Source organism: Pseudomonas sp. MM211, assembly GCF_020386635.1.
Taxonomy (GTDB): Bacteria; Pseudomonadota; Gammaproteobacteria; order Pseudomonadales; family Pseudomonadaceae; genus Aquipseudomonas.
The window spans coordinates 694,252-718,547 of sequence record NZ_CP081942.1; the positions used below are offsets into that span (position 1 = coordinate 694,252).

The 24,296-nt window shown below is 63.7% G+C and carries 20 protein-coding genes, 1 tRNA gene and 1 pseudogene; 12 read left to right on the forward strand and 10 right to left on the reverse strand.

The genetic code is table 11. The features are described 5' to 3' along the window. Positions 1 to 109 precede the first annotated feature (109 nt). Positions 110 to 793: a molybdate ABC transporter permease subunit gene (gene modB, locus K5Q02_RS03070; protein ID WP_225836259.1), complete on the forward strand. Its 684-nt coding sequence runs from the start codon at positions 110 to 112 to the stop codon at positions 791 to 793. Then, a complete protein-coding gene (modC, locus tag K5Q02_RS03075; RefSeq protein ID WP_225836261.1) occupies positions 790 to 1,884 on the forward strand; it encodes a molybdenum ABC transporter ATP-binding protein in 1,095 nt (364 codons plus the stop codon). Before modB ends, modC begins: the two co-directional genes overlap by 4 nt. Before the next feature lie 193 nt (positions 1,885 to 2,077). On the opposite strand, the gene K5Q02_RS03080 is transcribed toward modC, so the two are convergent. Together K5Q02_RS03080 and K5Q02_RS03085 are read right to left on the reverse strand one after the other, a co-directional pair. After that, on the reverse strand, positions 2,078 to 3,028 hold the full coding sequence (locus tag K5Q02_RS03080) for a sigma 54-interacting transcriptional regulator (protein WP_225836263.1): 951 nt from the start codon (positions 3,026 to 3,028) through the stop codon (positions 2,078 to 2,080). Between the two features lie 100 nt (positions 3,029 to 3,128). After that, positions 3,129 to 3,710: an alpha/beta hydrolase gene (locus K5Q02_RS03085; RefSeq protein WP_225836264.1), complete on the reverse strand. Its 582-nt coding sequence runs from the start codon at positions 3,708 to 3,710 to the stop codon at positions 3,129 to 3,131. Positions 3,711 to 4,027: 317 nt separating this feature from the next. On the opposite strand from K5Q02_RS03085, the gene oscA reads away from it, so the two are divergent. The 6 genes from oscA to K5Q02_RS03115 all read left to right on the forward strand — a co-directional run bounded on the left by oscA (position 4,028) and on the right by K5Q02_RS03115 (position 9,066). Then, entirely contained in the window at positions 4,028 to 4,210 is a 183-nt protein-coding gene (oscA, locus tag K5Q02_RS03090) for a sulfur starvation response protein OscA (RefSeq protein WP_225836266.1), read from the forward strand. 158 nt (positions 4,211 to 4,368) lie between these two features. After that, positions 4,369 to 5,370 carry a sulfate ABC transporter substrate-binding protein gene (locus tag K5Q02_RS03095; protein ID WP_225836267.1) on the forward strand — a complete coding sequence of 334 codons (1,002 nt, stop codon included), beginning with the start codon at positions 4,369 to 4,371 and terminating at the stop codon, positions 5,368 to 5,370. Between the two features lie 80 nt (positions 5,371 to 5,450). Further along, positions 5,451 to 6,263 carry a sulfate ABC transporter permease subunit CysT gene (gene cysT / locus K5Q02_RS03100; protein ID WP_225836269.1) on the forward strand — a complete coding sequence of 271 codons (813 nt, stop codon included), beginning with the start codon at positions 5,451 to 5,453 and terminating at the stop codon, positions 6,261 to 6,263. A gap of 10 nt (positions 6,264 to 6,273) precedes the next feature. Next, a complete protein-coding gene (gene cysW / locus K5Q02_RS03105; protein ID WP_225836271.1) occupies positions 6,274 to 7,140 on the forward strand; it encodes a sulfate ABC transporter permease subunit CysW in 867 nt (288 codons plus the stop codon). 61 nt (positions 7,141 to 7,201) lie between these two features. Further along, the gene (locus K5Q02_RS03110) at positions 7,202 to 8,200 is read left to right on the forward strand and encodes a sulfate/molybdate ABC transporter ATP-binding protein (protein WP_225836272.1); all 999 of its coding nucleotides are present in this window, start codon (positions 7,202 to 7,204) and stop codon (positions 8,198 to 8,200) included. A gap of 107 nt (positions 8,201 to 8,307) precedes the next feature. Next, entirely contained in the window at positions 8,308 to 9,066 is a 759-nt protein-coding gene (locus K5Q02_RS03115) for a sulfite exporter TauE/SafE family protein (RefSeq protein ID WP_225836275.1), read from the forward strand. 308 nt (positions 9,067 to 9,374) lie between these two features. On the opposite strand, the gene K5Q02_RS03120 is transcribed toward K5Q02_RS03115, so the two are convergent. Further along, positions 9,375 to 9,896, reverse strand: a complete 522-nt coding sequence (locus K5Q02_RS03120; RefSeq protein ID WP_225836278.1) for an Mpo1 family 2-hydroxy fatty acid dioxygenase — start codon at positions 9,894 to 9,896, stop codon at positions 9,375 to 9,377. A gap of 87 nt (positions 9,897 to 9,983) precedes the next feature. On the opposite strand from K5Q02_RS03120, the gene K5Q02_RS03125 reads away from it, so the two are divergent. Together K5Q02_RS03125 and K5Q02_RS03130 are read left to right on the forward strand one after the other, a co-directional pair. Then, entirely contained in the window at positions 9,984 to 10,661 is a 678-nt protein-coding gene (locus K5Q02_RS03125; protein WP_225836280.1) for a Crp/Fnr family transcriptional regulator, read from the forward strand. Between the two features lie 111 nt (positions 10,662 to 10,772). Next, complete coding sequence (locus tag K5Q02_RS03130) at positions 10,773 to 12,728, forward strand: alkaline phosphatase family protein (RefSeq protein ID WP_225836282.1); 1,956 nt, start codon at positions 10,773 to 10,775, stop codon at positions 12,726 to 12,728. Between the two features lie 209 nt (positions 12,729 to 12,937). Here K5Q02_RS03130 and K5Q02_RS03135 read toward each other — a convergent pair whose 3' ends face one another. The 7 genes from K5Q02_RS03135 to gabD form a co-directional block, all read right to left on the reverse strand. Then, positions 12,938 to 14,239, reverse strand: coding sequence for an NAD(P)/FAD-dependent oxidoreductase (locus tag K5Q02_RS03135; protein WP_225836284.1), 1,302 nt, complete (start codon positions 14,237 to 14,239; stop codon positions 12,938 to 12,940). Positions 14,240 to 14,293: 54 nt separating this feature from the next. Further along, on the reverse strand, positions 14,294 to 15,658 hold the full coding sequence (locus K5Q02_RS03140) for a glutamine synthetase family protein (protein WP_225836286.1): 1,365 nt from the start codon (positions 15,656 to 15,658) through the stop codon (positions 14,294 to 14,296). Positions 15,659 to 15,984: 326 nt separating this feature from the next. Continuing rightward, on the reverse strand, positions 15,985 to 17,559 hold the full coding sequence (locus K5Q02_RS03145) for a methyl-accepting chemotaxis protein (RefSeq protein WP_442963956.1): 1,575 nt from the start codon (positions 17,557 to 17,559) through the stop codon (positions 15,985 to 15,987). A 188-nt stretch (positions 17,560 to 17,747) separates the two neighbouring features. Further along, on the reverse strand, positions 17,748 to 18,824 hold the full coding sequence (locus tag K5Q02_RS03150) for an FAD-dependent oxidoreductase (RefSeq protein WP_225836290.1): 1,077 nt from the start codon (positions 18,822 to 18,824) through the stop codon (positions 17,748 to 17,750). Between the two features lie 193 nt (positions 18,825 to 19,017). Next, positions 19,018 to 20,232 (reverse strand): HDOD domain-containing protein, encoded by a 1,215-nt coding sequence (locus K5Q02_RS03155; protein ID WP_225836292.1) that lies wholly within the window; start codon positions 20,230 to 20,232, stop codon positions 19,018 to 19,020. Between the two features lie 128 nt (positions 20,233 to 20,360). After that, on the reverse strand, positions 20,361 to 21,641 hold the full coding sequence (gene gabT / locus K5Q02_RS03160; RefSeq protein ID WP_225836294.1) for a 4-aminobutyrate--2-oxoglutarate transaminase: 1,281 nt from the start codon (positions 21,639 to 21,641) through the stop codon (positions 20,361 to 20,363). 286 nt (positions 21,642 to 21,927) lie between these two features. Continuing rightward, a complete protein-coding gene (gene gabD / locus K5Q02_RS03165; RefSeq protein ID WP_225836295.1) occupies positions 21,928 to 23,376 on the reverse strand; it encodes an NADP-dependent succinate-semialdehyde dehydrogenase in 1,449 nt (482 codons plus the stop codon). 347 nt (positions 23,377 to 23,723) lie between these two features. Between gabD and K5Q02_RS03170 the strand changes: the two genes are divergently transcribed. Both K5Q02_RS03170 and K5Q02_RS03175 read left to right on the forward strand, forming a co-directional pair. Further along, positions 23,724 to 23,800 (forward strand) — tRNA-Arg (locus tag K5Q02_RS03170). A 271-nt stretch (positions 23,801 to 24,071) separates the two neighbouring features. Further along, positions 24,072 to 24,252, forward strand: a pseudogene (locus K5Q02_RS03175) (transposase domain-containing protein); the annotation flags it as partial. Positions 24,253 to 24,296 lie beyond the last annotated feature (44 nt).

Below are 24,296 nucleotides of genomic sequence, written 5' to 3' on the forward strand. Positions count from 1 at the left end.
CCGCTATCGCCACTTTGCAGCCATCGATTTGAAATGCCGGAGCCCAAGTCGGAAGATCAGCAGCCGGCTCCGGCGCTTTTTCCCTCCACCACAGCTAAAAGGCCATTGCATGCCCCTGGGGCCCAACGACTTTGCCGCCATTCTCCTCACTCTGGAACTGGCCACTCTGACCACGGTGCTATTGCTGCTGGTCGGCACGCCCATCGCCTGGTGGCTGTCGCGTACAGACTCCTGGCTGAAGCGACCGATCGGCGCCATCGTCGCCCTGCCGCTGGTGCTGCCGCCGACGGTGATCGGCTTCTACCTGCTGATCAGCATGGGACCCAACGGATTCTTCGGCCAACTGACCCAGGCACTCGGCCTGGGCACCCTGACCTTCACCTTCACCGGGCTGCTGATTGGCTCGGTGTTCTATTCCCTGCCGTTCGTGGTGCAGCCGTTGCAAAACGCCTTCGAAGCCATGGGCCGTGCGCCTCTGGAAGCAGCCGCGACACTGCGCGCAGGCCCCTGGGACACGTTCTTCAGCGTGGTGCTGCCACTGGCCAGGCCGGGCTTTCTCACTGCGGCGATCCTCGGTTTCGCCCACACCGTCGGTGAGTTCGGCGTGGTGCTGATGATCGGTGGCAACATTCCCGGCAAGACCCAGGTGGCTTCGGTGCAAATCTACAACCACGTGGAAACCATGGAGTACGCCCAGGCCCACTGGCTGGCGGGCGGCATGGTGGCGTTCTCCTTCCTGGTGCTGCTGGCGCTCTACTCCAGCGGCCGCCGCGGCCAGAAGGCCTGGACATGAGCGATTCCCGCATCCACGCCCGTTTCAGCCTGACGCATCCCGGCTTCACCTTGGACGTCGACCTGCAGCTTCCCGGGCGCGGTGTCAGCGCCCTGTTCGGCCACTCAGGTTCGGGCAAGACCACCCTGCTGCGCTGCGTCGCCGGCCTGGAACGACCGGGCAGCGGTTACCTGCAGATCAATGGCGAGACCTGGCAGGACAGCGCCAGCGGCATCTGGCTGCCGGCCCACCAGCGCCAGGTCGGCTACGTATTTCAGGACGCCAACCTGTTTCCCCACCTCTCGGTGTTGCGCAACCTGCAATTCGGTTTCAAGCGCATCGCCAAGGCCGAGCGGCGTGTACCTCTGGAGCAGGCGGTCGAACTGCTTGGCATCGAGCATTTGCTGGAGCGGCTGCCGGATCGTCTCTCCGGCGGTGAGCGCCAGCGCGTCGGCATGGCCCGCGCCCTGCTCACCAGCCCGCGCCTGCTGCTGATGGACGAGCCACTGGCGGCGCTGGATCTCAAACGCAAGGGCGAAGTGCTGCCCTACCTGGAACGCCTGCACGACGAGCTGGATATCCCGATCCTCTACGTCAGCCACGCGCCGGATGAAGTGGCGCGTCTCGCCGATCATCTGGTGGTGCTCGACGAAGGCAGGGTCACGGCCAGCGGGCCACTCAAGGAAACGCTGATCCGCAGCGACCTGCCCTTCATCTTCGAGGACGATGCCGAGGCAGTGATCGAAGGCCAGGTCGAGCGGCACGACGCGCACTACGACCTGCTCGATATCAGGCTGCCTGGCAGCACGGCCTGCCTGCGGCTGGCCCACGCGCCGTTGCCGGCAGGCCGTCAGGTGCGGATCAAGATCAAGGCCCGTGACGTCAGCCTGAGCCTGGAACAGGCCCGGGACAGCAGCGTGCTCAACCTGCTGCCGGCGACGGTCGAACGCTGGTTCGAGCTGCCCAATCCAGCGCACCGCCTGGTCGAACTGCAGCTCGGCGAGCAACGCATCATTGCGCGCATCACCCGCTACTCCTTCGACCAGTTGGATATCCGCGCCGGGCGACCGCTGTGGGCGCAGGTCAAATCGGTATCGCTGTTGGCGTCGTAAGGCGCAACGGGCCCAGTAATACAAATGGCTACGAGGGGGCGCAAGCGGACATCGCGCGCTGCTGCTTTTGTGGGAGGGGCTTTAGCCGCGATTGTGCCTGTCTAGGCGTGAAGAGCTCGCGGCTAAAGCCCCTCCCACAAGTTACGCGAACGTCTGCTTCCGCCTTTTAACCACCCGCTCACACAGTGTCGTATCAGGAAGCCGCCAGCACCGGCGCCCTTGCCTCAGCACGCCGCAGCAATTCGCGCAGGGCGGCGAGTTGGGCGGCGTCGCCGTCATCGATCAACTGCTCGAGGGCGTGTTCGATGCGTTTCAACGGCGCTGCTGCTGGCAAGTTGAGGTGTTGCGCCTCGATCTCGTCGGCACCGCAAACCAGCAGCGCGAAGTGCACGACGTTCTCCAGCTCACGGGTGTTGCCCGGCCAGTCGTGCCGTTCGAGCACGGCCTGGGCGGCGAGGCTGATGCCTGGTAGCGGCAGGCGCAGACGCTGGGCGTAGATACCCAGGAAGTATTCGGCCAGCGGCAGCACGTCGCCAACCCGCTCGCGCAGCGGCGGCAACTCGAGGCGGCCATCGCTCAGGTAATGGGCCAGGCGCTCGTCGAACTTGCCAGCCTTCACGGCCTGCCACAGGTCGATGCTGGTGGCGGCCACCAGGCGCACATCCAGCGGGGTCGGCTGTGCAGCGCCAACTCGCCAGGCTTCGCCGGTCTCCAGCACACTGAGCAACTGATCCTGCAGGGGCAGCGGCAGGTCGGCGATTTCGTCCAGATAGAGGGTGCCGCCGTTGGCGGAGCCCAGCCAGCCGGCGCGGCTGCTCGGCGCACCCTGATGGGCACCGGCCACGTAGCCGAACAACTCGGCCTCGGCGTGGTTGAGACTCAAACCGCTGCAGCTCAGGGCGACGAACAGGCCGGGGCGCTCACTGGCCCGGTGAATGTGCCGCGCCAGCAACTCTTTGCCAGTACCGGTTTCGCCCTGGATCAGGATCGGCACGGGCAGACCGGCCAGGCGTTCGACTTCTTCGCGCAATTGCCGGGTTCGGGGGTCGATGAACACCAGCGCCTTGGCACGAATACTCAGCGGGCTCTTGTCCGCATCGGGAAAAATCAGCAGCGACTGGTCGCCAGCCGATGACAGGCTCATAAATCACTCTCTTTGACGGCAGGCCGCGAACGGCCGATGGAAAATGGGCTTGGTAAAGCGCGTTCAAGCCGCACCCTGTATGGCGCGGCGGCAGCAGTTGTCAGGCGCGGCGGCGCATCTGCTGCTCTATGCGGCTCTGCAACCGGAACAGATAGGCGAAGCCCTGCTCCCAGCGCTGGTGCCCGGATTTCACGTTGATGTGCCCGGCGCCGCTGAGGATGGCGGTCTCGCTGCCCCATTCGCGGGCCAGTTCGATGGCGCGCGCGGCACTGGCCGCCGAGTCGTTGTCGGAGCCGACCAGTTGGCTGGGGAATGGCAGCAGGTGCCGAGGAATCGGCGCGAAATTGCGCAGCGCTTCGGGGCAATTGGGGCGCTGTACATCGGCCGGAGCGACCAGTAGCGCACCGCGCACCCGGCGCAGCGATGCCACTGGCGCCTGCGCCGCCCAGTGAGCGACGGTGACGCAACCCAGGCTGTGGGCGATGAGAATCGCCGGCCTCGGGTCGGCGAGGATCTGCCTCTCCAGAGCGGCAACCCAATCCTCGCGGCGCGGCGTCAGCCAGTCCAGCTGCTCGACCCGCGCACTATTGGGCAGGCTGCGCTGCCAGTGGCTCTGCCAATGGTCGTCGCCCGAGCCCTGCCAGCCCGGCACTATCAGGTATCGAATCGCTTCACTGCGCATCGCGGCGCCTCCCGTATCTGCATGTCGTGCAGCTGTAAGTGCATCGTGTGCAGTTGCATCTGCACCCTGTGCATTCACCTCTGCATGCCGTGCAGTGTAGGAGGGCAAAACAGAAACCAAAAAGAATAAGAACTTATTTGCTTATTCCTCATAAGCAAATAGCGATCTGTGATGACCATAAATCGGCTATATACCCAGAAGAAATATAAATGTTCTTAAACAGTATTTTTAAGAATATTTCAGATTCCCTAGTATCCGCTCCACGCCCCGCAGCCGACAGCCGTCGCACCGAGAACGAGGGCAAGGAGCCTTTAGCCATGACCGCAACCCTTCGCAACCTGGAAGGCCAGGATGACGCCACCATCCTGCGTGAGATCCAAAGCGCCCTGAACGGCCTGAAGTTCGGCTCGGTAGAGATCACCGTGCACAACGGTCAGGTAGTACAGATCGAGCGCAAGGAAAAATTCCGCCTGCAGCCATCCGGTAGCAAGAACGCCTGATCGCTGTTTCGCCAACCCGACGACGGGCCGCACATGAGACTCACCATGAACCCCTATCGCTACTGCCGATGTAACCCACGAATGTCGCGCTGAGACCTGACATCGAAAAAACAAAGCCCAACACGCCAACACCGTATTCAGTATCGAGGAGCTCCACCATGTCCATTCGCCGTTTCGCACTCGCTGCACTCGCCAGCGCCCTAGTAGCCGGCCCGGTTTCCGCCCAGACCCTGCTCAACGTGTCCTACGACCCGACCCGTGAGCTGTACGTCGAATTCAACAAGGCCTTCAACAAGCACTGGCAGGAACAAGGCAACGAAGCCCTGACCATCCAGCAGTCTCATGGTGGCTCGGGCAAACAGGCGCGTGCCGTTATCGACGGCCTGCAGGCCGACGTGGTGACCCTGGCGCTTTCAGGCGACATCGACGCGATCAACCTGAACCAGCCGCTGATCGACAAGGACTGGCAGAAACGCCTGGCCGACAACAGCACCCCGTACACCTCGACCATCGTGTTCCTGGTTCGCAAGGGCAACCCGAAAGGCATCAAGGATTGGGATGACCTGGTCAAGGATGGCGTCGAAATCATCACCCCGAACCCGAAAACCTCCGGTGGTGCACGCTGGAACTTCCTCGCTGCCTGGGCTTACGCCAAGAAGAAATACGGCAGCGACGAAAAAGCCCTGGAATACGTGACCGAGCTGTACCGTCACGCGCCGGTTCTCGACACCGGTGCCCGCGGCGCGACCATCAGCTTCGTACAGCGTGGCCTGGGCGACGTGCTGCTGGCTTGGGAAAACGAAGCCTACCTGTCGCTGGCCGAAGAAGGCGGCGACCAACTGGAAATCGTCACCCCGTCGCTGTCCATCCTCGCCGAACCGCCGGTAGCAGTCGTCGACAAGAACGTCGACCGCAAAGGCACCCGCAAGGCAGCCGAAGCCTACCTGCAGTACCTGTACAGCGAAGAAGGCCAGCGCATCGCCGCGAAGAACTTCTACCGTCCGCGTAACGCCGAAGTGGCAGCCGAGTTCAAGGATCAGTTCAAGGATCTGGATCTGGTCACCATCGACAAGGACTTCGGTGGCTGGGCCTCCGCACAGCCTAAGTACTTCGACGACGGCGGCGTGTTCGACGACATCTTCAAGAAGATCAATCAGTAAGCCACGCCTTATCGACGAAGCCCGCCACTCCTGAAGGATTGGCGGGCTTTGCTCTGCGACCTGATTAAAAAGGACTCTCCATGTCTCGTCGAACCTCCTCGGTCATACCCGGCTTCGGGCTGACTCTGGGCTACACCCTGACCTATCTCGCGCTGGTGGTGCTGATTCCGCTGGGTGCCATGTTCCTGTTCTCGCTGCAGCTGTCGCTGGAGCAATGGTGGAACCTGATCACCAACCGCCAGGTGCTGTTCTCCCTCAAACTTTCCTTCGGCACCGCCCTGGCGGCGGCGCTGCTCAACGGCATCCTCGGCACCATCATTGCCTGGGTACTAGTGCGCTACACCTTTCCCGGCCGACGCATCATCGATGCCATGGTCGACATGCCGTTCGCCCTGCCCACTGCGGTCGCGGGTATCGCACTGACCGCGCTGTACGCGCCCAACGGCATGATCGGCTCGCTGTTCCCCTTCAAGATCGCCTACACGCCGCTGGGCATCACCCTGGCACTGGTGTTCGTGACCCTGCCGTTCGTGGTGCGCACCCTGCAGCCGGTACTCGCCGATTTCCCCAAGGAAGTCGAAGAAGCGGCCTCCTGCCTGGGCGCCAAACCTCTTCAGGTGTTCTGGCACGTGCTGCTGCCAAGCCTGCTGCCCGCCTGGATCACCGGCTTCGCCCTGGCCTTCGCCCGTGGTGTCGGTGAGTACGGCTCCGTGGTGTTCATCGCCGGCAACATTCCGATGAAGACCGAGATTCTGCCGCTGTTGATCGTCTCCAAGCTGGATCAGTACGACTACCCGAGCGCCACCGCCATTGGCGTGCTGATGCTGGTGGTCTCGTTCGTCCTGCTGCTGCTGATCAACCTGCTGCAGCGCCGCATTCAGCCGCAAATCTGAGGAGCCCGTCATGAGCCTTGCAACCCTTAGCAAGAACGCGGCTGCGCGCCCGGTACGCCGCCCCCCCGGCGCCATCACCCTGATCGTCATCGCCTGGGCGGTGTTCGCGGTGATTCTCGTGCTGCCGCTGTACATCGTCGTCACCCAGGGTCTGAGCCGTGGCCTGGAATTTTTCTGGGAGGCGATCCGCGAGCCGGACGCCATTTCCGCGCTCAAGCTGACCCTGCTGGCCACGGCCATTTCCGTACCGCTGAACCTGGTATTCGGTGTCGCGGCGGCCTGGTCGGTGACCAAGTTCGAGTTCCGCGGCAAGAGCGTGCTGGTGACTCTGATCGACATGCCGTTCTCGGTATCGCCGGTGGTCGCCGGTCTGATCTACGTGCTGCTGTTCGGCGCGCAGAGCAAGCTGGCGCCGTACCTGCAGGATCAGAACCTGCAGATCATCTACGCCGTACCGGGCATCGTCCTGGCGACCATCTTCGTGACCTTCCCCTTCGTCGCACGCGAACTGATCCCGCTGATGGAAGAACAGGGCACTACCGAAGAGGAAGCCGCACGCCTGCTCGGCGCCAATGGCTGGCAGATGTTCTGGCATGTCACGCTGCCTAACGTAAAATGGGCGCTGGTCTACGGCGTGGTGCTCTGCACGGCGCGGGCGATGGGCGAGTTTGGTGCGGTATCGGTGGTTTCCGGGCACATCCGCGGTTACACCAACACGCTGCCACTGCACATCGAGATTCTCTACAACGAATACAACATCGTCGCCGCGTTCAGCGTGGCCATCCTGTTGTTGGTCATGGCCCTGGTCGTGTTGCTGCTTCGCCAATGGAGCGAAGCGCGCTTGAGCCGGCAGCTCAAGACGAATCAGGACGATTGAATCATTCCGCCGGCGCCGCGCTCTTGCGCGAACCGGCCAGACAGAACGACAGGTGTAACCCATGAGTATTCAAGTTCAAGGCATCAACAAGCACTTTGGCCAGTTCAAGGCGCTCAACGACATCAACCTGAACATCAACAGCGGTGAGCTGGTGGCCCTGCTGGGCCCGTCCGGCTGCGGCAAGACCACCCTGCTGCGCATCATCGCCGGCCTGGAAGTCCCGGACACCGGCAGCATCGTGTTCCACGGTGAAGACGTTTCCGAGCAAGACGTGCGTGATCGCAAGGTCGGCTTCGTGTTCCAGCACTACGCCCTGTTCCGCCACATGACCGTGTTCGACAACGTCGCCTTCGGCCTGCGCATGAAGCCCAAGGGCGAGCGCCCGAACGAGAACGTGATCAAGAAGAAGGTTCACGACCTGCTCGACCTGGTGCAGCTCGACTGGCTGGCCGACCGCTACCCGGAACAGCTTTCCGGTGGCCAGCGCCAGCGTATCGCCCTGGCCCGCGCCCTGGCGGTGGAGCCCAAGGTACTGCTGCTAGACGAACCCTTCGGCGCCCTCGACGCCAAGGTGCGTAAAGAGCTGCGCCGCTGGCTGGCGCGCCTGCACGAAGAAGTGCACCTGACCAGCGTGTTCGTGACCCACGACCAGGAAGAAGCCATGGAAGTGGCTGACCGCATCGTGGTGATGAACAAGGGCGTGGTCGAACAGATCGGCTCGCCCGCCGAGGTATACGAGAAGCCGTCCAGCGACTTCGTCTACCACTTCCTCGGTGACGCCAACCGTCTGTATGTCGGCGACGATCACCACGTGCTGTTCCGCCCGCACGAAGTGAGCCTGTCGACCGAGGCACTGGAAGGTCATCAGGCTGGTGAAGTGCGTGACATCCGCCTGCTCGGCGCCATCACCCGCATCACTCTGAAGGTCGAAGGCCAGGACGAACTGATCGAAGCCGAAGTGGCCAAGGATCACCTCAGCCTGGATAACCTCAGCCGCGGCACCACGCTGTACTTCAAACCCAAGGGCGGCAAGCCGGTCAGCACGGGTGTTCAGCCATAAGCGGCACGCGATAAGCTTCAAGTCGAAACGCCCTGGCCAAACAGCCAGGGCGTTTTTGTTTGCGCCTTCGCCTACCATAAGGGCCTACCTGCAACGGACGCTCGCCCATGCTCACCTTCGACGGTCTCGTCACCTACCTGCCGCTGATTCTGCTCACCTTCCTGCTCGCCGGCATGGTCAAGGGTGTGGTCGGCCTCGGGCTGCCGACCATCGCGGTCGGCCTGCTGGGTCTGGTGATGACGCCGATGCAGGCAGCGGCGCTGCTGATCATCCCGTCGATGGTCACCAACATCTGGCAACTCTGTGATGGTCGCAGCCCGCTGCCGATGATGCGCCGCCTATGGCCACTGCTGCTGGGCATCGTGGCCGGCACCTTGGTCATCGGCTTCTATCTGCAGAGCCAGAGCATGCCAAATGCCACGCGCTGGCTGGGCCTGGCGCTGATCCTCTATGCGGTACTGGGGCTGGCATCGGTGCGCTTCACGGTGACGCCGGCTCATGAAAGCTGGCTCGCCCCGTTGATCGGCGCCATTACCGGAGCGATTACCGCCGTCACCGGCGTGTTCGTGATTCCGGCGGTGCCCTATCTGCAAGCCATTGGCCTGGAAAAAGACGATCTGGTGCAGGCCCTGGGGATTTCCTTCAGCGTGTCGACCATTGCCTTGGCCCTGAGCCTCGGCCACAGTGGCGAGCTGCTGCAACCTGCAGTGCTAGGTATGTCCGCTCTGGCACTGCTGCCAGCCCTGCTGGGCATGGCCGGCGGCCAATGGCTGCGCCGCCGCATCAGCCCGGAGCGCTTCAAACGCTGGTTCTTTATCGGCCTGCTGTTGCTCGGCGCAGACCTGGCGCTGCGCGGTGGTTTCTAGCGGCTGAGATGTGGCGTAAGCAGCCGGTGAGCAGAGCTTTTGTGGGAGAGGCTTTAGCCTCGATTTTGCTTAGCTAGGTGTAAAGAGCTCGCGGCTAAAGCCCCTCCTACAAAAAGAAAGCTCTGCTCACCGTCCGCTTGATGATGGCTCCCACGCTCCAGCGTGGGAGCCCAATCCAGGGCGCTCTGCGCCCGCTAGGCCTCGACACCGGACGCAGAGTGTCCCTGCAGGCATTCCCACGCGGAGCGTGAGGAACGATCAGATCGAACCCCGCAGCAGATGACCGCTTTCGTCTTATAAAAGCCCGGTCAAACCACCCCACGCTCGCGAATCAGCGTCGGGCCAGCACGCTGGACAACTTCATGCTCAATCTCCTGGCGCAGGCCGAGCAAAAAAGCCGCTTCAGCGACCACGAACAATGGCCCGATCATCAGCCCCATGACGTCGTCAACGAACGCCGGCTTGCGGCCTTCGTAGAAATGGCCGACGAACTGGATGATCCAGCCCACCACGAACAACCCCAACCCCGCGCTCAGCCACAGTGCCGTGCCGCCCATCGCCAGCCCGGCGCTGAACCAGACGCACAGCCCCAGCAACGCGCCCATCACCACACCGAAGCGAAAGTCCAGGCGCAGGTAGAACAGCGTCGTCACCAGCGCCACGGCCAACGCCGGTGACAGCCACAGCCCTGAAACCGCCACGCCCGGGCGCGACAGCAGTACGGTGACCGCCAGGACGATCATCGGAATGCCGACGAAATGGGTGACGATATTGCGCCGATCGCGGTGATAGGCCGCGTACTGGGCGAGGTGATCCACCAGGGTTTTCATTGTTGTTATCCTCACGGGTGCGTGTCATCGCATAATGGCGCTGCCATCTCGCCAGCACTGTCAGCTAGCCGACAAACCGGAACATCCATGACCGATCTGCATGCCGTTCTGCTTCAAGGCCAATGGTTTGCCGCACTGCCGCAGGCGTTGCAGCAGGCGCTGGTGAGCCAAGGTCGGCAATTGCATCTGGAGGCCGGGCAACGTCTGTTTAGCCGTGGCGACTCACCCAGCGGCCTGTATGCCGTGCTGTCCGGCGCCATGCGCGTCGGTACGGTGGATGCCCAAGGCAAGGAAGCGCTACTGATTCTGGTGGAAGCGCCGCACTGGTTCGGCGAAATCGCCCTGTTCGACAGCCAACCACGCACTCACGATGCCTTCGCCGAGGGCGCCAGCAGCCTGCTGCACGTGCCCCAGGCCGGCCTGTTGAGTCTCCTCGAGGCCAATCCCGCCTACTGGCGTGACATCGCCCTGCTGATGGCCCACAAGGTACGCCTGGCGTTCATCGCCCTGGAAGAGATGAGCCTGCTGCCCGCTGCGCAGCGTCTGGCCAGGCGCCTGCTGCTGATCGCCGAAGACTATGGCGAAACGCAGGGGCCTCGGCGCATCATTCACCTGGCGCAGGAGCAACTGGCGGCGATGCTGGCCATTTCGAGACAAACAGCCAACGGCGTGCTCAAGGATCTGCAGGCCCGCGGCATCGTGCGACTGACCTACGGCGAGATCGAGATTCTCGACCTCGATGGCCTGCGACAGGCCGCCCAGTAACCACATGAAGCTTTTGTGACAGCCGAACCAATGGCTAAGCGCCATGTCCCTATTCATTCCTTGAAATAAAGGCCTGCCGGCTGACCCCGTGCTGGCCGGAAGCGATCCCGGATGCCGTTGCCAGAAACTCAAGACTCCACCGACCTGCCTGCCGTACTCGCTGGCCCGATTCTCCGGCGCCTGGAGCCTGGCCGCCTGGTGCTGTGGCTGGTAGGCAGCCGCGCGCTGCAACTGACCCTGCGCCTCGCGTCGGGTGAACAGGCCGCTCGTGATTACCCGCTGGGTGATGATGCTTGTCAGCGCCTGGTGATCGGCGAGCACGCGGTCATCCACCTGATCGACCTGCACCTCGACACCCCGCTGCCCCAGGACGAACGGATCGACTACGACCTGCTGGTCGACGACCAACAGGGCATCGCCGACTGGGCCACGCACCTGCTGTACGACGGCGCGACGCAGCCCAACTTCGTGCTGCGCTCGCGCATCGACAATCTGCTGCACGGCTCCTGCCGCAAGCCTCATCACCCGTCCAAGGATGGCCTGCTCTGCGCTGACCGCCTGCTGGCCACCGCCCACGCACCGCACGAGCGCCCCGCTCTGCTGATGCACAGCGGTGATCAGGTGTACGCCGATGACGTCGCCGGGCCGATGCTGCGCGCCGTCCACAAGCTGATCGAACGCCTGGGCCTGTACCACGAGAAACTCGAGGGTGCGGTGGTCGAAGACAGCGCCGACCTCTACGTGCACCCAGCCAGCTATTACCATCGTGCCGATCTGCTGCCGGCGCTGAAGACCAACGAAACGCTGCGCGAGCGCTTCTTCGGCGGTACCGAAAAGCCCATCTTCACCAGCAGCAACGCCGACAACCATCTGGTGACGCTGGCCGAAGTGCTGGCCATGTACCTGCTGGTCTGGTCGCCGACGCCCTGGACGCTGATCGACCTCGATCAGCCGGAACTGAGCGAAGAGGACGCCGAGCGCTACCGTCAGGAGCAGGTCTGCATCGATGGCTTCGTCGACAGTCTGGGTCCGGTTGCCCGAGTATTGGCGCACCTGCCGAACCTGATGATCTTCGACGATCACGACATCACCGATGACTGGAACCTCTCCGCACAGTGGGAAGAGACCGCCTACGGCCATCCCTTCTCCAAGCGCATCATCGGCAACGCGCTGATCGGTTATCTGCTGTGCCAGGGCTGGGGCAATAACCCCGACGCCTTCGCCGAGCCGCTGAGCAATACCCGTGAATTGTGCGAGCAGGCCAGGGAGCTGGGTTTTGGCAGCCCGGCTCAGGATCGCCTGATCGACGAGTTGATGAAATTCCAACAATGGCACTACGTGCTGCCCAGCACACCGGCGCTGCTGGTACTCGACACACGCACCCGGCGCTGGCGCAGTGAGCGCAACATCAAACGCCCCTCCGGGCTGCTTGACTGGGAAGCCCTGAGTGAGTTTCAGCAGGATCTGCTCGACCACCCCGCCGCGATCATCGTATCTCCGGCGCCGATGTTCGGGGTCAAGCTGATCGAAGCGGTGCAGCGGGTGTTCAGCTGGGCCGGGCACCCGCTGATGGTCGACGCGGAAAACTGGATGGCGCACCGCGGCGCCGCCCAAGTCATGCTCAACATCTTCCGTCACTCGCGCACCCCCGGTGATTACGTGGTGCTGTCCGGAGACGTGCACTACTCGTTCTTCTACGAGGTACAGATCCGTGATCGCCGCCAAGGGCCGACCATCTGGCAGATCACCAGCAGCGGCGTGAAGAACGAATTCCCGGAACGCCTGCTCAACCTCTTCGACCGCCTCAACCGCTGGCTGTACGCACCCTGGTCGCCCCTCAACTGGCTGACCAAGCGCCGCCGCATGCAGGTGTTCCCGCACATTCCCAAGCAGAGCAAGGCAGGTGAGCGGTTGTGGAATTCCGCAGGCCTCGGTCAGGTGCTGTTCAACGCCGAAGGCCAGCCCAGCCGCGTGTTCCAACACAACGCCAACGGCTCGCCGCGCACCGAATTCATCGACGACCGCGACGAAGCCCCAGAGCCAAACGAAGAACCCAAGCGCGCATAAGTGCCCCCTGTAGGAGCCCGCTTGCGGGCGATGCGATGCTGGCCATTCTGCAACTCCGCGTCATGGCCACCATTCGCCGCGGGGGCGCGGCTCCTACAAGATCGCGGAGAGTCATCACACCCGTAGGAGCCCCGACCTCGGGGCGAAGCGATTGCGGCCATCCTGCATAAACGGCGTCCGCCGCACGACGCGTGCTCTTACCAGATCGTCTAGCGCAGCTTCTCCAGCAGTTGGTAGTACCACATGCCCAGCGCCAGCATCGGATTGCCGAACACGTCGCCCATCGGCACCTTGATGTGTGAACACCCTGCGAAGGTCTCGAAACGTGCCAGTTCTCCGCTAATGGCTTCGGCCATGATCTCGCCCATCACGTGGCTGGTGGCGATGCCGTGGCCGGAATAGCCCTGGCAGTACCAGACATTGGGCGACAACTTGCCCAACTGCGGGATGCGGTTGACCACGATGCCCATGGCGCAGCTCCACTGGAACTCGATGGGCACGCCTTTCAGGCTCGGAAAGGTACGTTCGATGCCGGGCCGCAACTCGGCAGCAATGTCCCGCGAGTCGCGCCCGGAGTAGTTGGCGCCGCCGCCGAACAGCAGGCGCCCATCGGCGGTCAGGCGGTAGTAATCGAGCACGAAGCGGCAGTCGTAGACGGCCAGATCCTGAGGATTGATCTGCGCCGCCAGTTCGCCCAGCGGCGCGGTGGTAACGATGCCGCCCATGGCCGGGAAGATCATGCCCTTGAGCGTTTCCGGCTCCAGCTTGTGGTACACGTCGCCGGCCAGCATTACCTGATTGGCGACCACCCGCCCCTCGGCCGTGACCAGCGTCGGCGTGGCGCCGTGGACGATCTCCAGCACCGGCGAGTGCTCGAAAATCAGCGCGCCCAGGCTATGGGCCGCCCGCGCTTCGCCCAGACACAGGTTCAGCGGATGCAGGTGCAAGTTGCGGGTGTTCTTCAGCGCGCCAAGGTACAGGTCGCTGGCCAGGTGGGCACGTACGCCACTGGCATCCAGCAGAGTCACGTCGGCCTCCATGCCACGGCGCAGCGCTTCGTCGTGGGAGGCACGCAGTTCGTTGAGGTGGGCGGGTTTCATCGCCGCGTGCAGGTGGCCGTGCTTGAGGTCGCAGGCGATGCCGTAGCGACGCACTCGTTGCTCGATGATGTCATGGCCGCGCCAGCGCAGGTTCCAGATGAAGTCGTCGACCTCGCCGCCCAGCCGCTTGCGCATCTGCTTGGCCATGGCGGTGTCGCCGGACAGGCTGCCGGTGACCTGCCCGCCATTGCGCCCACTGGCACCCCAGCCGATGCGGTTGGCTTCCACCACGGCCACCTTGAGGCCACGCTCGGCCAGTTCGACCGCAGTGGCCACGCCGGTGAAGCCGCCACCGATAATTGCCACATCAACGCGCACCTCACCCTGCACGCTCGGGTAGTCGCTGTCCTGGTCGATGCTCGCGCTGTAATAAGATGGGCTGCGCTCGGCTGCCGTCGCCGTGTCTTTCATGTCAGTTCCTTAGCGGCCCGCCTGAGCGCGCCACGATAATCATGTTGTGCACGCTCACGCCTGAGTCAGGTACCAGCGCCAATCCTGCTCGCCGACTTCACCCATAAAGCGCCGCTGCTCCTCGCACTTGACCGCCAGGTACACGCGCAGAAACTCCGCACCCAGCGCATCGGGTGCCCAGGTCGAGGTCTGCAGCGCACACAGCGAGGTCAGCCAGTCGGTAGGCAGCAGGGTCTTGGCCTGGGCATAGCCGTTACCCTCGATAGGCTCGCCGGGATCCAGCTCCTCGCGGATACCCCGGTGGATACCGGCAAGGATCGCCGCTGCGGCCAGATAAGGGTTGGCGTCGGCGCCGCAGATGCGGTGCTCGATATGCCGCGTGAACGCCGGGCCACCCGGCACGCGCAGGCTGACGGTGCGGTTATCCACACCCCAGGTCGGCGCCAGCGGCGCGTAGCTGTTGGCCTGGAAACGCCGGTAGGAGTTGGCGTTGGGGCAGAACAGCAGCAACGAGTCGAGCAGGCTGGCGAGCATGCCGCCAACCGCGTAACGCAGCAGCGGCGTACCCGCAGGCGCCTCGCTGGCAAACAGGTTGCGGCCCGAGGCGTCGTTCAGGCTGACATGCATGTGCATGCCGGTACCTGCCAGGTGATCGAACGGCTTGGCCATGAAGCAGGCCTGCATGCCATGCCGGTGGGCCACGCCCTTGACCAGGCGCTTGTAACGCACGGCCTGATCCATGGCCTGCAACGCATCGCCATGCTCCAGGGTGATTTCCACCTGCCCCGGCGCGTACTCGGAAATCGCCGTACGCGCGGGGATGCCCTGAGCCTTACACGCGGCATACAGGTCAGCCAGAAACGGTTCGATCTGCTCCAGCTCGCGCAGGCCATAAACCTGGGTACTGCGCGGCCGCCCACCATCGGCATCCAGGGCCGGCTGCGGGTTGCCGTGAGCGTCGCGTTTGGCATCGAGCAAGTAGAACTCCAGCTCGCAGGCCATCACCGGGTGAAAGCCCTCGGCCTGTAGCCGCTCGATCACCTGCACCAGCACATGGCGCGGGTCGGCGATGCTGGCCGGCATGCCTTCCTGTGGGTGCATGCTGACCTGCACCGCCGCCGTGGGGATCAGCCGCCAGGGCAGGCGCACCAGGCTGCCAGCGAGGGGATAGGCACGGCAGTCGATGTCGCCAACCTCCCAGACCAGGCCGGAATCCTCGACGTCATCGCCGTTGATACTCAGACCAAGAATGGTGCTCGGCAGTGGTCGGCCACTGCGGTATACGGCCAATAACTCGTCGCGATGCAACAGCTTGCCGCGCGGCACACCATTGCCGTCGATGATAAACAGCTCGAACAGCTCGATATCGGGGTTCTGCGCGAGGAAATCCTCGGCGTCCTGCAGCGGAGCGAATTGCATGATGACTTCTCATATAGCCATGGGCGACCGTCACGGGTGACCCGGATCGAATTATCGGCTGCATGGGCAGCCCGGCATCATAGCGAAGCGAGAAGAACATCCGGCGGGCGGGCGTGGCGGCAATGCCAGAGCGCCCAGAAGGTGAGCGTCTGTGGCAGCGCCGTGGGTTCGGGCGCCCGCCCCCGCGAGTGCAAGGCAGGCAGAACGATGACAGGGGCTGAACTGCAAAGCGGGCTAGACATGCCAACGAGGCTCGCACGCGGCAATAGTCGCGTTAAATCGTTATTACTGCACCTTCAGATAGCCACATGCTAAACAATCACCTTTCAAGGCTCCGGCTTGTAACCCAGCCGTAAACCGCCCCAGTGCTTGCCCTGCACATGGATCGGTACGGACAGGTCGTGCATCAGCTCGCCGGTGTCACGCATGTAAGTCTGTAGCAGCACGCGCTGCTTGTGGCTGCCGCAGCGGATGCCGGTACGGTCGTTGAACAGCCGCTTGCTGCGGCTCTTCACCGTGTCGACGGCGCGATCACCGGTGGGCGGATGGTTGAACGCCTCGTTGTGGGTCGGCACATAGCCTTCCGGGGTGGTGGAAATGGCGAACACCAGGCCTTCGTGGCGCTTGAGCAGCGGCTCTTGAAGGATAGGCAAGACCTGATCCGCATAGCCGTCGAAACGGGTCTTGAACTTGGCCGGAAAGCTATTGGGGATCGGCTGGTACTGGCGGTCGAACAAATCCGCCAGGCTGATACGTCCGGCCTGAATATCGGCCTCGAACTGGCGACCAATCGCCGCAGCGCCTTCCAGCGCGAGGTCGTAAATGCGTTGGTGGTAACTGTCCAGGCCGACACTGGCGAGCCGCTCACTGACGGTTTCCGCCTGGCCGACCAACTGCTCGGCCGCCTTGCCCAACTGACGGGTCTGGTCTTCGCTGCTGCGCACATCACCGCGCAACTGCTCGACCGCCACCAGCAGCTCGGCCAAGTGTTCGTGGTTGCTCGCCGTACCGGCACTGATCTGCGCTACCTGTGTGTCCACATCGGCCGCCAGGTCGGCGATACCGCGCAATTGCTCGCCAGTGAATTCGATCTGCCGGGCGGCCGCTTCCAGCTCATCAGCCTGGCGCTGGATATGGCTGACAACCGCAGTGCTCTGCTGGCGGATATCGGCGACCATCTGCCCGACTTCACCGGTGGCGGTGGCGGTGCGACCGGCCAGGCTGCGCACCTCATCGGCGACCACTGCAAAACCGCGGCCCTGCTCGCCGGCACGGGCGGCCTCGATGGCGGCATTGAGCGCCAGCAAGTTGGTCTGGCTGGCGATGGACTGGATCACCTGGGTGACCTGCTCGATCTGCTCGGTACGGGCGCTGAGCCCGTCGATCAGCTCGCGGCTGGCAGCGGTCTGTGCACTCAGTTGCTGCATGCGGCTGATCGCCTGCTGCAGCTCGGCCTGGCCGCTGGCACTGCTGGTACGCACGGTTTGCGCGGCGCCCAGTGTCTGGCCGGCAAGTTCGGCATTGCTCTGCTCGGTGCGAGTTACGGCATGGGCACCTTCGCCGATCTGCTCGACCGCGGCCAACTGCGACTGCAGCTTGCCGGCCAGCTGCTGCACGCTGAAGGCCACCTGAGCTGCCGACAGGGCGTTATGACAGGTGTGTTGCGACAGGCTACGGCTCAGCTCATCCAGCGAGGCTGCTGGCGCAGCGTCGGCGGGCGCAGCAGCCTTGCGCCAGGGCCCGAACCACGGCCACAGCGCCAGCAACAGCAGCGCAATGGCGCCAAGATAGGGCGGCAGATGCACCTGCTGCCAGACCACCAGCAACGCGAGCAGGCCGAGCACGTGCAGGGCCAATGCCAGCCGGTCATGCGTAAAACCAGAACCCATGGCGAACCTCATTATTTTTATAGTGCCGGGATGTCGGGCGCAGCGGGCGCGCCGGCAAGGGCCGAGCCTTGTTTAAGCTCATCGGCAGCGCGGGGCGTATCTGTAGAGGTGCGGCAGCCGCCCGGCCGAGTTGACCACCTCATCATGCGCCGGGCTATGGCACTTTGGTAGCAGAGGGTCGACTTCCGGGAGAGTGCCGATCAGCGCTTGAGGCTGTGGCGTTTGACGAAGGCGCGGTCGAAGTAGTCCTTGCAGCGCCCGTAGAACTGCCCGCCCGCGCTCCACTGACGCCAGCCGAACAAGGCACCGCCATCGCCACTGGCCAGCAGCAGCGGGCGCTGGCCGCTGGTCTTGAAGTCGCGCAGCGGCCCGCCACGCAGCGCGGCGCTCAGGTTGGCGGCAAGCACCGGTACCTGGCGCATGGAATACAGGCCGCTCTTGCGCACGCCAGGCAGGTTGGCGCAATCGCCCACGGCGAAGATCTGCGGGTGGGAATGGCTCTGCAGGGTCGGCGCGGTGTGCACGAAACCATCGCCATCGCAGCTCAGGCCGCTGTCGGCGATCCATGGGAACGCCTGGGCGCCACTGGCCAGCAGCAGCCGGCCGCCGCGCCACACCGCCGCGTCGCCACTGATCAGGCAATCGCCGTCGATGCGGCTGATCGGGCAATGCTCGCGCACCTGCACCCGGCGCATGCGCAGATGGCCCCAGGCGCGCATCCGCAAACCGGCACAGTGGCCGGCCAGCAGCGGTTCGCCACAGAACAGCGCCAACTGCGGCACCTGATCGGCCAGCGCCAGGGCCATTTCCACGCCCGCCACGCCGCCACCGAGAATCGCCAACGGCTGGGGATCACGCTGCCAGGCCTGCCAGCCAGCGATGAAGCTGTCCACCGGCTTGACCGCCAGCACTTCCATCGCGTCGCCCTCGCGGGGCGGACAGGCGACGCGGTCGCCGGTATTCAGCGACAGCCAGTTGCTCTGCAGCACGCGACCATCGCCCAGGCTCAGCTGCCGCGTAGCGGCATCCAGCGCCATCACCGGCGCGACGATCAGCTCGACCTGGGCGGCCTGGCACAGCGCAGTCAGCTCGATCTGGCAGTCTTCGGCGCCATAACGCCCCGCCACCAAACCGGGCAGCATGCCGACGTGCCAGGTGTGCTCGGCACTGGCCACCAGGCCGATGCGACCCGCCGGCCGCTCGATCAGCGCCCAGCGCCGCAGAACCCCGAGATGGGCCGGGCCTGCGCCTACCAGCAACAGATCGTAGTCAGTCATCTACACCGATATCCTTGTGAGCCTGAGCAGAGCGGCGCGGGCCGCCCAGCGGAAAGCAGAACGAGCTTTGACCGAAACACGCGCGGAATGATCCGCGCTCCCCGAGCATGGCGGCAGCAGGTCGTTTCGAGCAAGAGAAGAGACGCTTGAGGCAGGCTTTCGACACATTTTTGCGGCGTGATTTATGCCGAGATCACGCCACAGACGCCTGAGCAGGCAGGCGCTCGAGCACTCCGAGATCGAGGCGCAGCAGGCGCACGCAGCGGGCCTCGCGCAGCTCGCTGGGGCTTTGCGAGGCACCGAGAGCGACCACTTGCCCAGCGAGGTTGAGCACCAGCGCCTCGCGGGAGAACACCCCGCTGTTGAGGCTGTAATAGGCCGCCACCAGCTCGCGCAGCCCGAAGGGCAGGCGCCAGCGGATACGCAGCGCCGAGCCGAAGCTGGCGGCGCGCAGGCGGATGGCCTGTTCGATTTCCTCATCACTGAGGCTGCCGCCGGCGTCCTGCCAATCCTGCATGCAGCGCAGCAGCGCCAGCTCACCGATGTTGTGCAACAGGCCGGCGGTGTAGCAGAGCTCGGCATCCAGCGACAGCTCGCAGGCCAGCCAGTGAGCGACCTCGGCACTGCGCTGGGCGGCGGCCCAGGTGCGCACGCCCTGCTCGGCCAAACGTGGATCGCTGAGCCGCGCGTTGCGCTGTACGGAAAGCCCCAGCACCAGATTCAGGGTGCGTGCCACCCCCAGGCGCGGCAGCGCCTGGGCCAGGGTCTGGCAAGGTGAACCGTTGTGGTGGGCGGCACTGTTGGCGGCGGCGATCAGGCAGGCGGTGATCTGCGGGTCACGGGTGAACACCTGCTCCAGCTCACGCAGGCTCGGCTCGCTGCTGTTCAGGTACTGGCTGACCGAGTCACGCACCGAGGCCAGCAGCGGCGCGCCCTGCCCCTCTTCGCGCATGGCATCCAGGTAATCCTCGAGGCGGTTCACCAGCAGCGGCCGAATCGGGCACAGCAACTCCTCGCCCTCGCTGAGCAACAGCCCGGCCAGGCGCTGGCGCAGTGCTTCGGCGTTGAAGGGTTTGGCCAGGTAGGCGGTGGGCGCCAGCGGCTTGGCGGCGCGCACGCTGTTGGCATCCAGGCGCCCGCTGATGAGAATGAACGGCAGCGCCGGGGTACGGGGATGGCGGCGCAACTGGCGCAGCAACTCCAGGCCATCGACACCCGGCAGCTCGCTGTCGGCGATCACCAGTTCCGGCAGACGCCGCTTGCAGCGTGCCATGGCCGCCTGGCCATCGCTGACACGGATCACCACGGCGTCGCAGCGCACGTCGAGCACCAGTTGCTCGAGCAGATCGGCCGTCCAGGGATCGGTATCGGCGATGAGAACTTCAGGGGCGGTGGCCGCTGCAGACATCTACAAACCTCTTCACATAGGTGTAAGAGGCTCAGTATAGACAGGTCAGCAAGCGCTCTGCCGTAGCCCAACAGGGAAAACGCAGGCAAAAAAAGACCCGCCGAAGCGGGTCTTTTTCACGGCGTGGCTTACGCCAGTTCGTCGAAGCACTCGGCAACGATGGCGATGCCTTTTTCCAGCTGAGCGTCCGGGATGGTGACCGGCATCAGGAAGCGCACCACGTTGTAGTAGGTGCCACACGACAGCAGGATCAGGCCCTTGTCGCGCGCCTTGGCGACGATCTTGCCAGTCAGCTCGGCAGCCGGTTTGCTGTGGTCGCCGCCTTCGAACAGCTCGATGGCGATCATCGAACCCAGGCCACGTACGTCACCGATCACCTTGTGCTTGGCGGCGATGTCGCGCAGGCCGGCCTTGAGCTTCTCGCCCACGGCGTTGGAGCGATCCAGCAGCTTCTCTTCGTCGAACACCTTCAGCACGGCCAGGGCCGCGGCGCAGGCGATAGGGCTACCGGCATAGGTGCCGCCCAGGCCACCGGGGGCGATGGTGTCCATGATCTCGGCCTTGCCGCTGACGCCGGAGATCGGGAAGCCGCCGCCGACGGATTTGGCGAATGTGGTCAGATCCGGCACGACGCCCAGTTGCTCGGTGGCGAAGAAGGTACCGGTACGGCCAGCGCCGGTCTGCACTTCGTCAGCGATCAGCAGAATGCCGTGCTGGTCGCACAGGGCGCGCAGACGCTGCATGAAGGCCGGCGAGTTGACGTAGAAACCACCTTCGCCCTGCACCGGCTCGATGATGATCGCGGCGATGTCCTGAGGCTGGGCATCGTTCTTGAAGATGCGCTCGATGCTGGCGATGGACTCGTCTTCGCTCACGCCATGCAGCTCGCACGGCGCAATGGCGCGGTACACACCGGCAGGCATCAGGCCCATGCCAGCGGAGTACGGCGCCACCTTACCGGTCAGCGACAGGGTCATCATGGTGCGGCCGTGGTAGGCGCCGGTGAAGGCGATCACGCCAGCACGGCCGGTAGCGGCACGGGCGATCTTCACGGCGTTCTCGACGGCTTCGGAGCCCGAGGTGACCAGCAGGGTCTTCTTGGCGAAGTCGCCCGGTACGCGCTTGGCGATTTCTTCGCACAGCTCGATGTAGGGCTCGTACGCCAGCACCTGGAAGCAGGTATGGGTCAGCTTGGTCAGCTGTTCCTGAACGGCGGCGACCACCTTCGGGTGCAGGTGACCGGTGTTCAGTACGGCGATACCGCCGGCGAAGTCGATGTACTCACGGCCTTCGACGTCCCACACGGTGGCGTTTTCAGCACGCTCGGCGACGATCGGGTGGATCTGGCCGACGCCACGCGGTACGGCGGCTTGGCGGCGTTGCAGCAGGGATTCGTTGGTCTTGCTCATGGCTTCCTCATTCACCGCTCATCGTCGGTGTGGTTCAAGGATGACGCATCCCGGTACAGCCGCGGCAGCATGCGATGATCGACTGCCGGGCCTTGCGGGATACAGGGAGAAACGTGTGTTTGCGTTACCTAAAAAGTAGCGCGGATCAGGCTTTGTAAAAAACGTAGCGAGCGACGGTCAGACAAGGCAAAAACAGGCGAAACGCGGAGTTTACGAGCTGTAAATGAGCAGTTGAGCCTGTTTTTAACGCCGCCTGACCGAGCGCAGTAGTTTTTACATTGCCTGATCAGATGCTCAGGCAGAGGTACTTGATTTCCAGGTAGTCCTCGATGCCGTACTTGGAACCTTCACGGCCCAGGCCCGAGGCCTTGATGCCGCCGAACGGCGCCACTTCGTTGGAGATCAGGCCGGTGTTGATGCCGACCATACCGTATTCCAGCGCCTCGGCCACACGGAACACGCGGCTCAGGTCACGGGCGTAGAAGTAGGAAGCCAGACCGAACTCGGTGTCGTTAGCCATGGCGATCACTTCGGCTTCGTCCTTGAAACGGAACAGCGGCGCCAGCGGGCCGAAGGTTTCGTCCTTGGAGACCAGCGCGTTCTTCGGTACGTCGGCCAGAATGGTCGGCTCGAAGAAGGTACCGCCGAGGGCGTGGGTCTTGCCGCCGGTGAGGATCTTGGCGCCTTTGGAAACGGCGTCCTCGATGTGCTCCTTGACCTTGGCCACGGCCTTCTCGTCGATCAACGGGCCGGTGGTGGTGCCCTCTTCCAGACCGTTGCCGATCTTCAGCTTCTCGACCGCGACCTTGAGCTTCTCGGCGAAGGCATCGTAGACGCCGTCCTGCACGTAGATACGGTTGGCGCACACGCAGGTCTGACCGTTGTTGCGGTACTTGGAGATGATCGCGCCTTCGATGGCCTTGTCCAGGTCAGCATCGTCGAACACGATGAAGGGCGCGTTGCCACCCAGCTCCAGCGAAACCTTCTTGATGTCCTGGGCGCACTCGGCCATCAACTGGCGACCGATCTCGGTGGAGCCAGTGAACGACAGCTTGCGCACGATCGGGTTGCCAGTCAGCTCGCTGCCGATGTCGCCAGCGCTACCGGTCACCACGCTGAACACGCCAGCCGGGATACCAGCACGGGTAGCCAGCTCGGCCAGGGCCAGAGCGGAGTACGGCGTCTGCGAGGCCGGCTTGAGCACCATGGTGCAACCAGCGGCCAGCGCAGGGCCGGCCTTGCGGGTGATCATCGCGGCCGGGAAGTTCCACGGCGTGATGGCCGCGGTAACGCCGATCGGCTGCTTGATGACGATCAGGCGCTTGTCGGCCTGGTGCCCCGGGATGGTGTCGCCATAGATGCGCTTGGCTTCTTCGGCGAACCACTCGATGAAGGACGCCGCGTAGGCGATTTCGCCCTTGGCCTCGGCCAGCGGCTTGCCCTGCTCGATGGTCATCAGGCGAGCCAGGTCTTCCTGGTTCTCCAGCATCAGCTCATACCAGCGACGCAGCTTGGCGGAACGCTCCTTGGCGGTCAGTGCACGCCAGGCCGGCAGCGCCTTGTCGGCCGCTTCGATGGCACGGCGAGTCTCGGCCGCGCCCATCTTCGGCACGGTACCGATCACGTCACCCGTGGCCGGGTTGGTCACCTTGATGGTCTGGCCGCTGTCGGCATCAGCCCAGGCACCGTTGACGAAAGCCTGTTGGCGGAACAGTTGAGCGTCTTTCAGTTGCATGGCGGTCTCCTCTATCCTGGCACCACGGCGCCAGGAGATGACGAAAGAAGCTGGGAGCGAACCCAGGTAGGGTGGAGCGACAGATTAGCCACTGCCTGGCCGTTCGAACGGCGTGCAACGCCCAGAGTTCAGCGTAACTACATGCACCGTTTGAAATATCAAACAGATCCTAAGATCAGCGGGGTTAAAGGGCAATAGGCCGTTCGAGAAAATTAACAGCCCAGCCGATCACCGGCATTCGCACAGCCCTTCTTTATAGCCCAAGCCCGCCTTCCCCACCCACCAAACGCGCCCCGCCAGCAGCATGGACGCACGCCAGCGACATGCGTATGATTGCGCCCCGCAACGCACCAGTAGCTCAGCTGGATAGAGTACTGCCCTCCGAAGGCAGGGGTCGTGGGTTCGAATCCCGCCTGGTGCGCCAAATAATTCAATGACTTAAGTCAAAAGCTAGCTGACAGCATCCCAAGTGATGATAGCTAGACACAGATAGAGCCCCGCCTAAGTATGCTTAGGCGGGGCTTTTTATTGCCTATGAGTCAGAGAGGCGCAAAATGGATTAGAAGTCTTAACCCTGCCTTGCTGCCATCATAGCGGTGAAGACAGCACCCATGCTTTTGAAGGCTTTCTAGCTGGGGCATAGTTAATGGAGCACCGCCCCTCCCACTCTCGGCCCTGAATCACACTGGGTAGCGTCGACCTGGTTCTTCGCAGGATCTCTGCGCAGCAGTAAACGAGCGGCGACGATCATAAGTTTGATCCAGTCGGCGCGCTTGAATTGGCATTATCCGTATATGTACCTAAAGGATGTACTGACCCGAGGCAGAGGCCGGTGAGATCGATCAGCTGTTGTCGCATCAGTGGGTGCCGGGCTGACTTGAGGAAAACGTATTCCCCGTGCGCTTAAACCCAATGCCTTA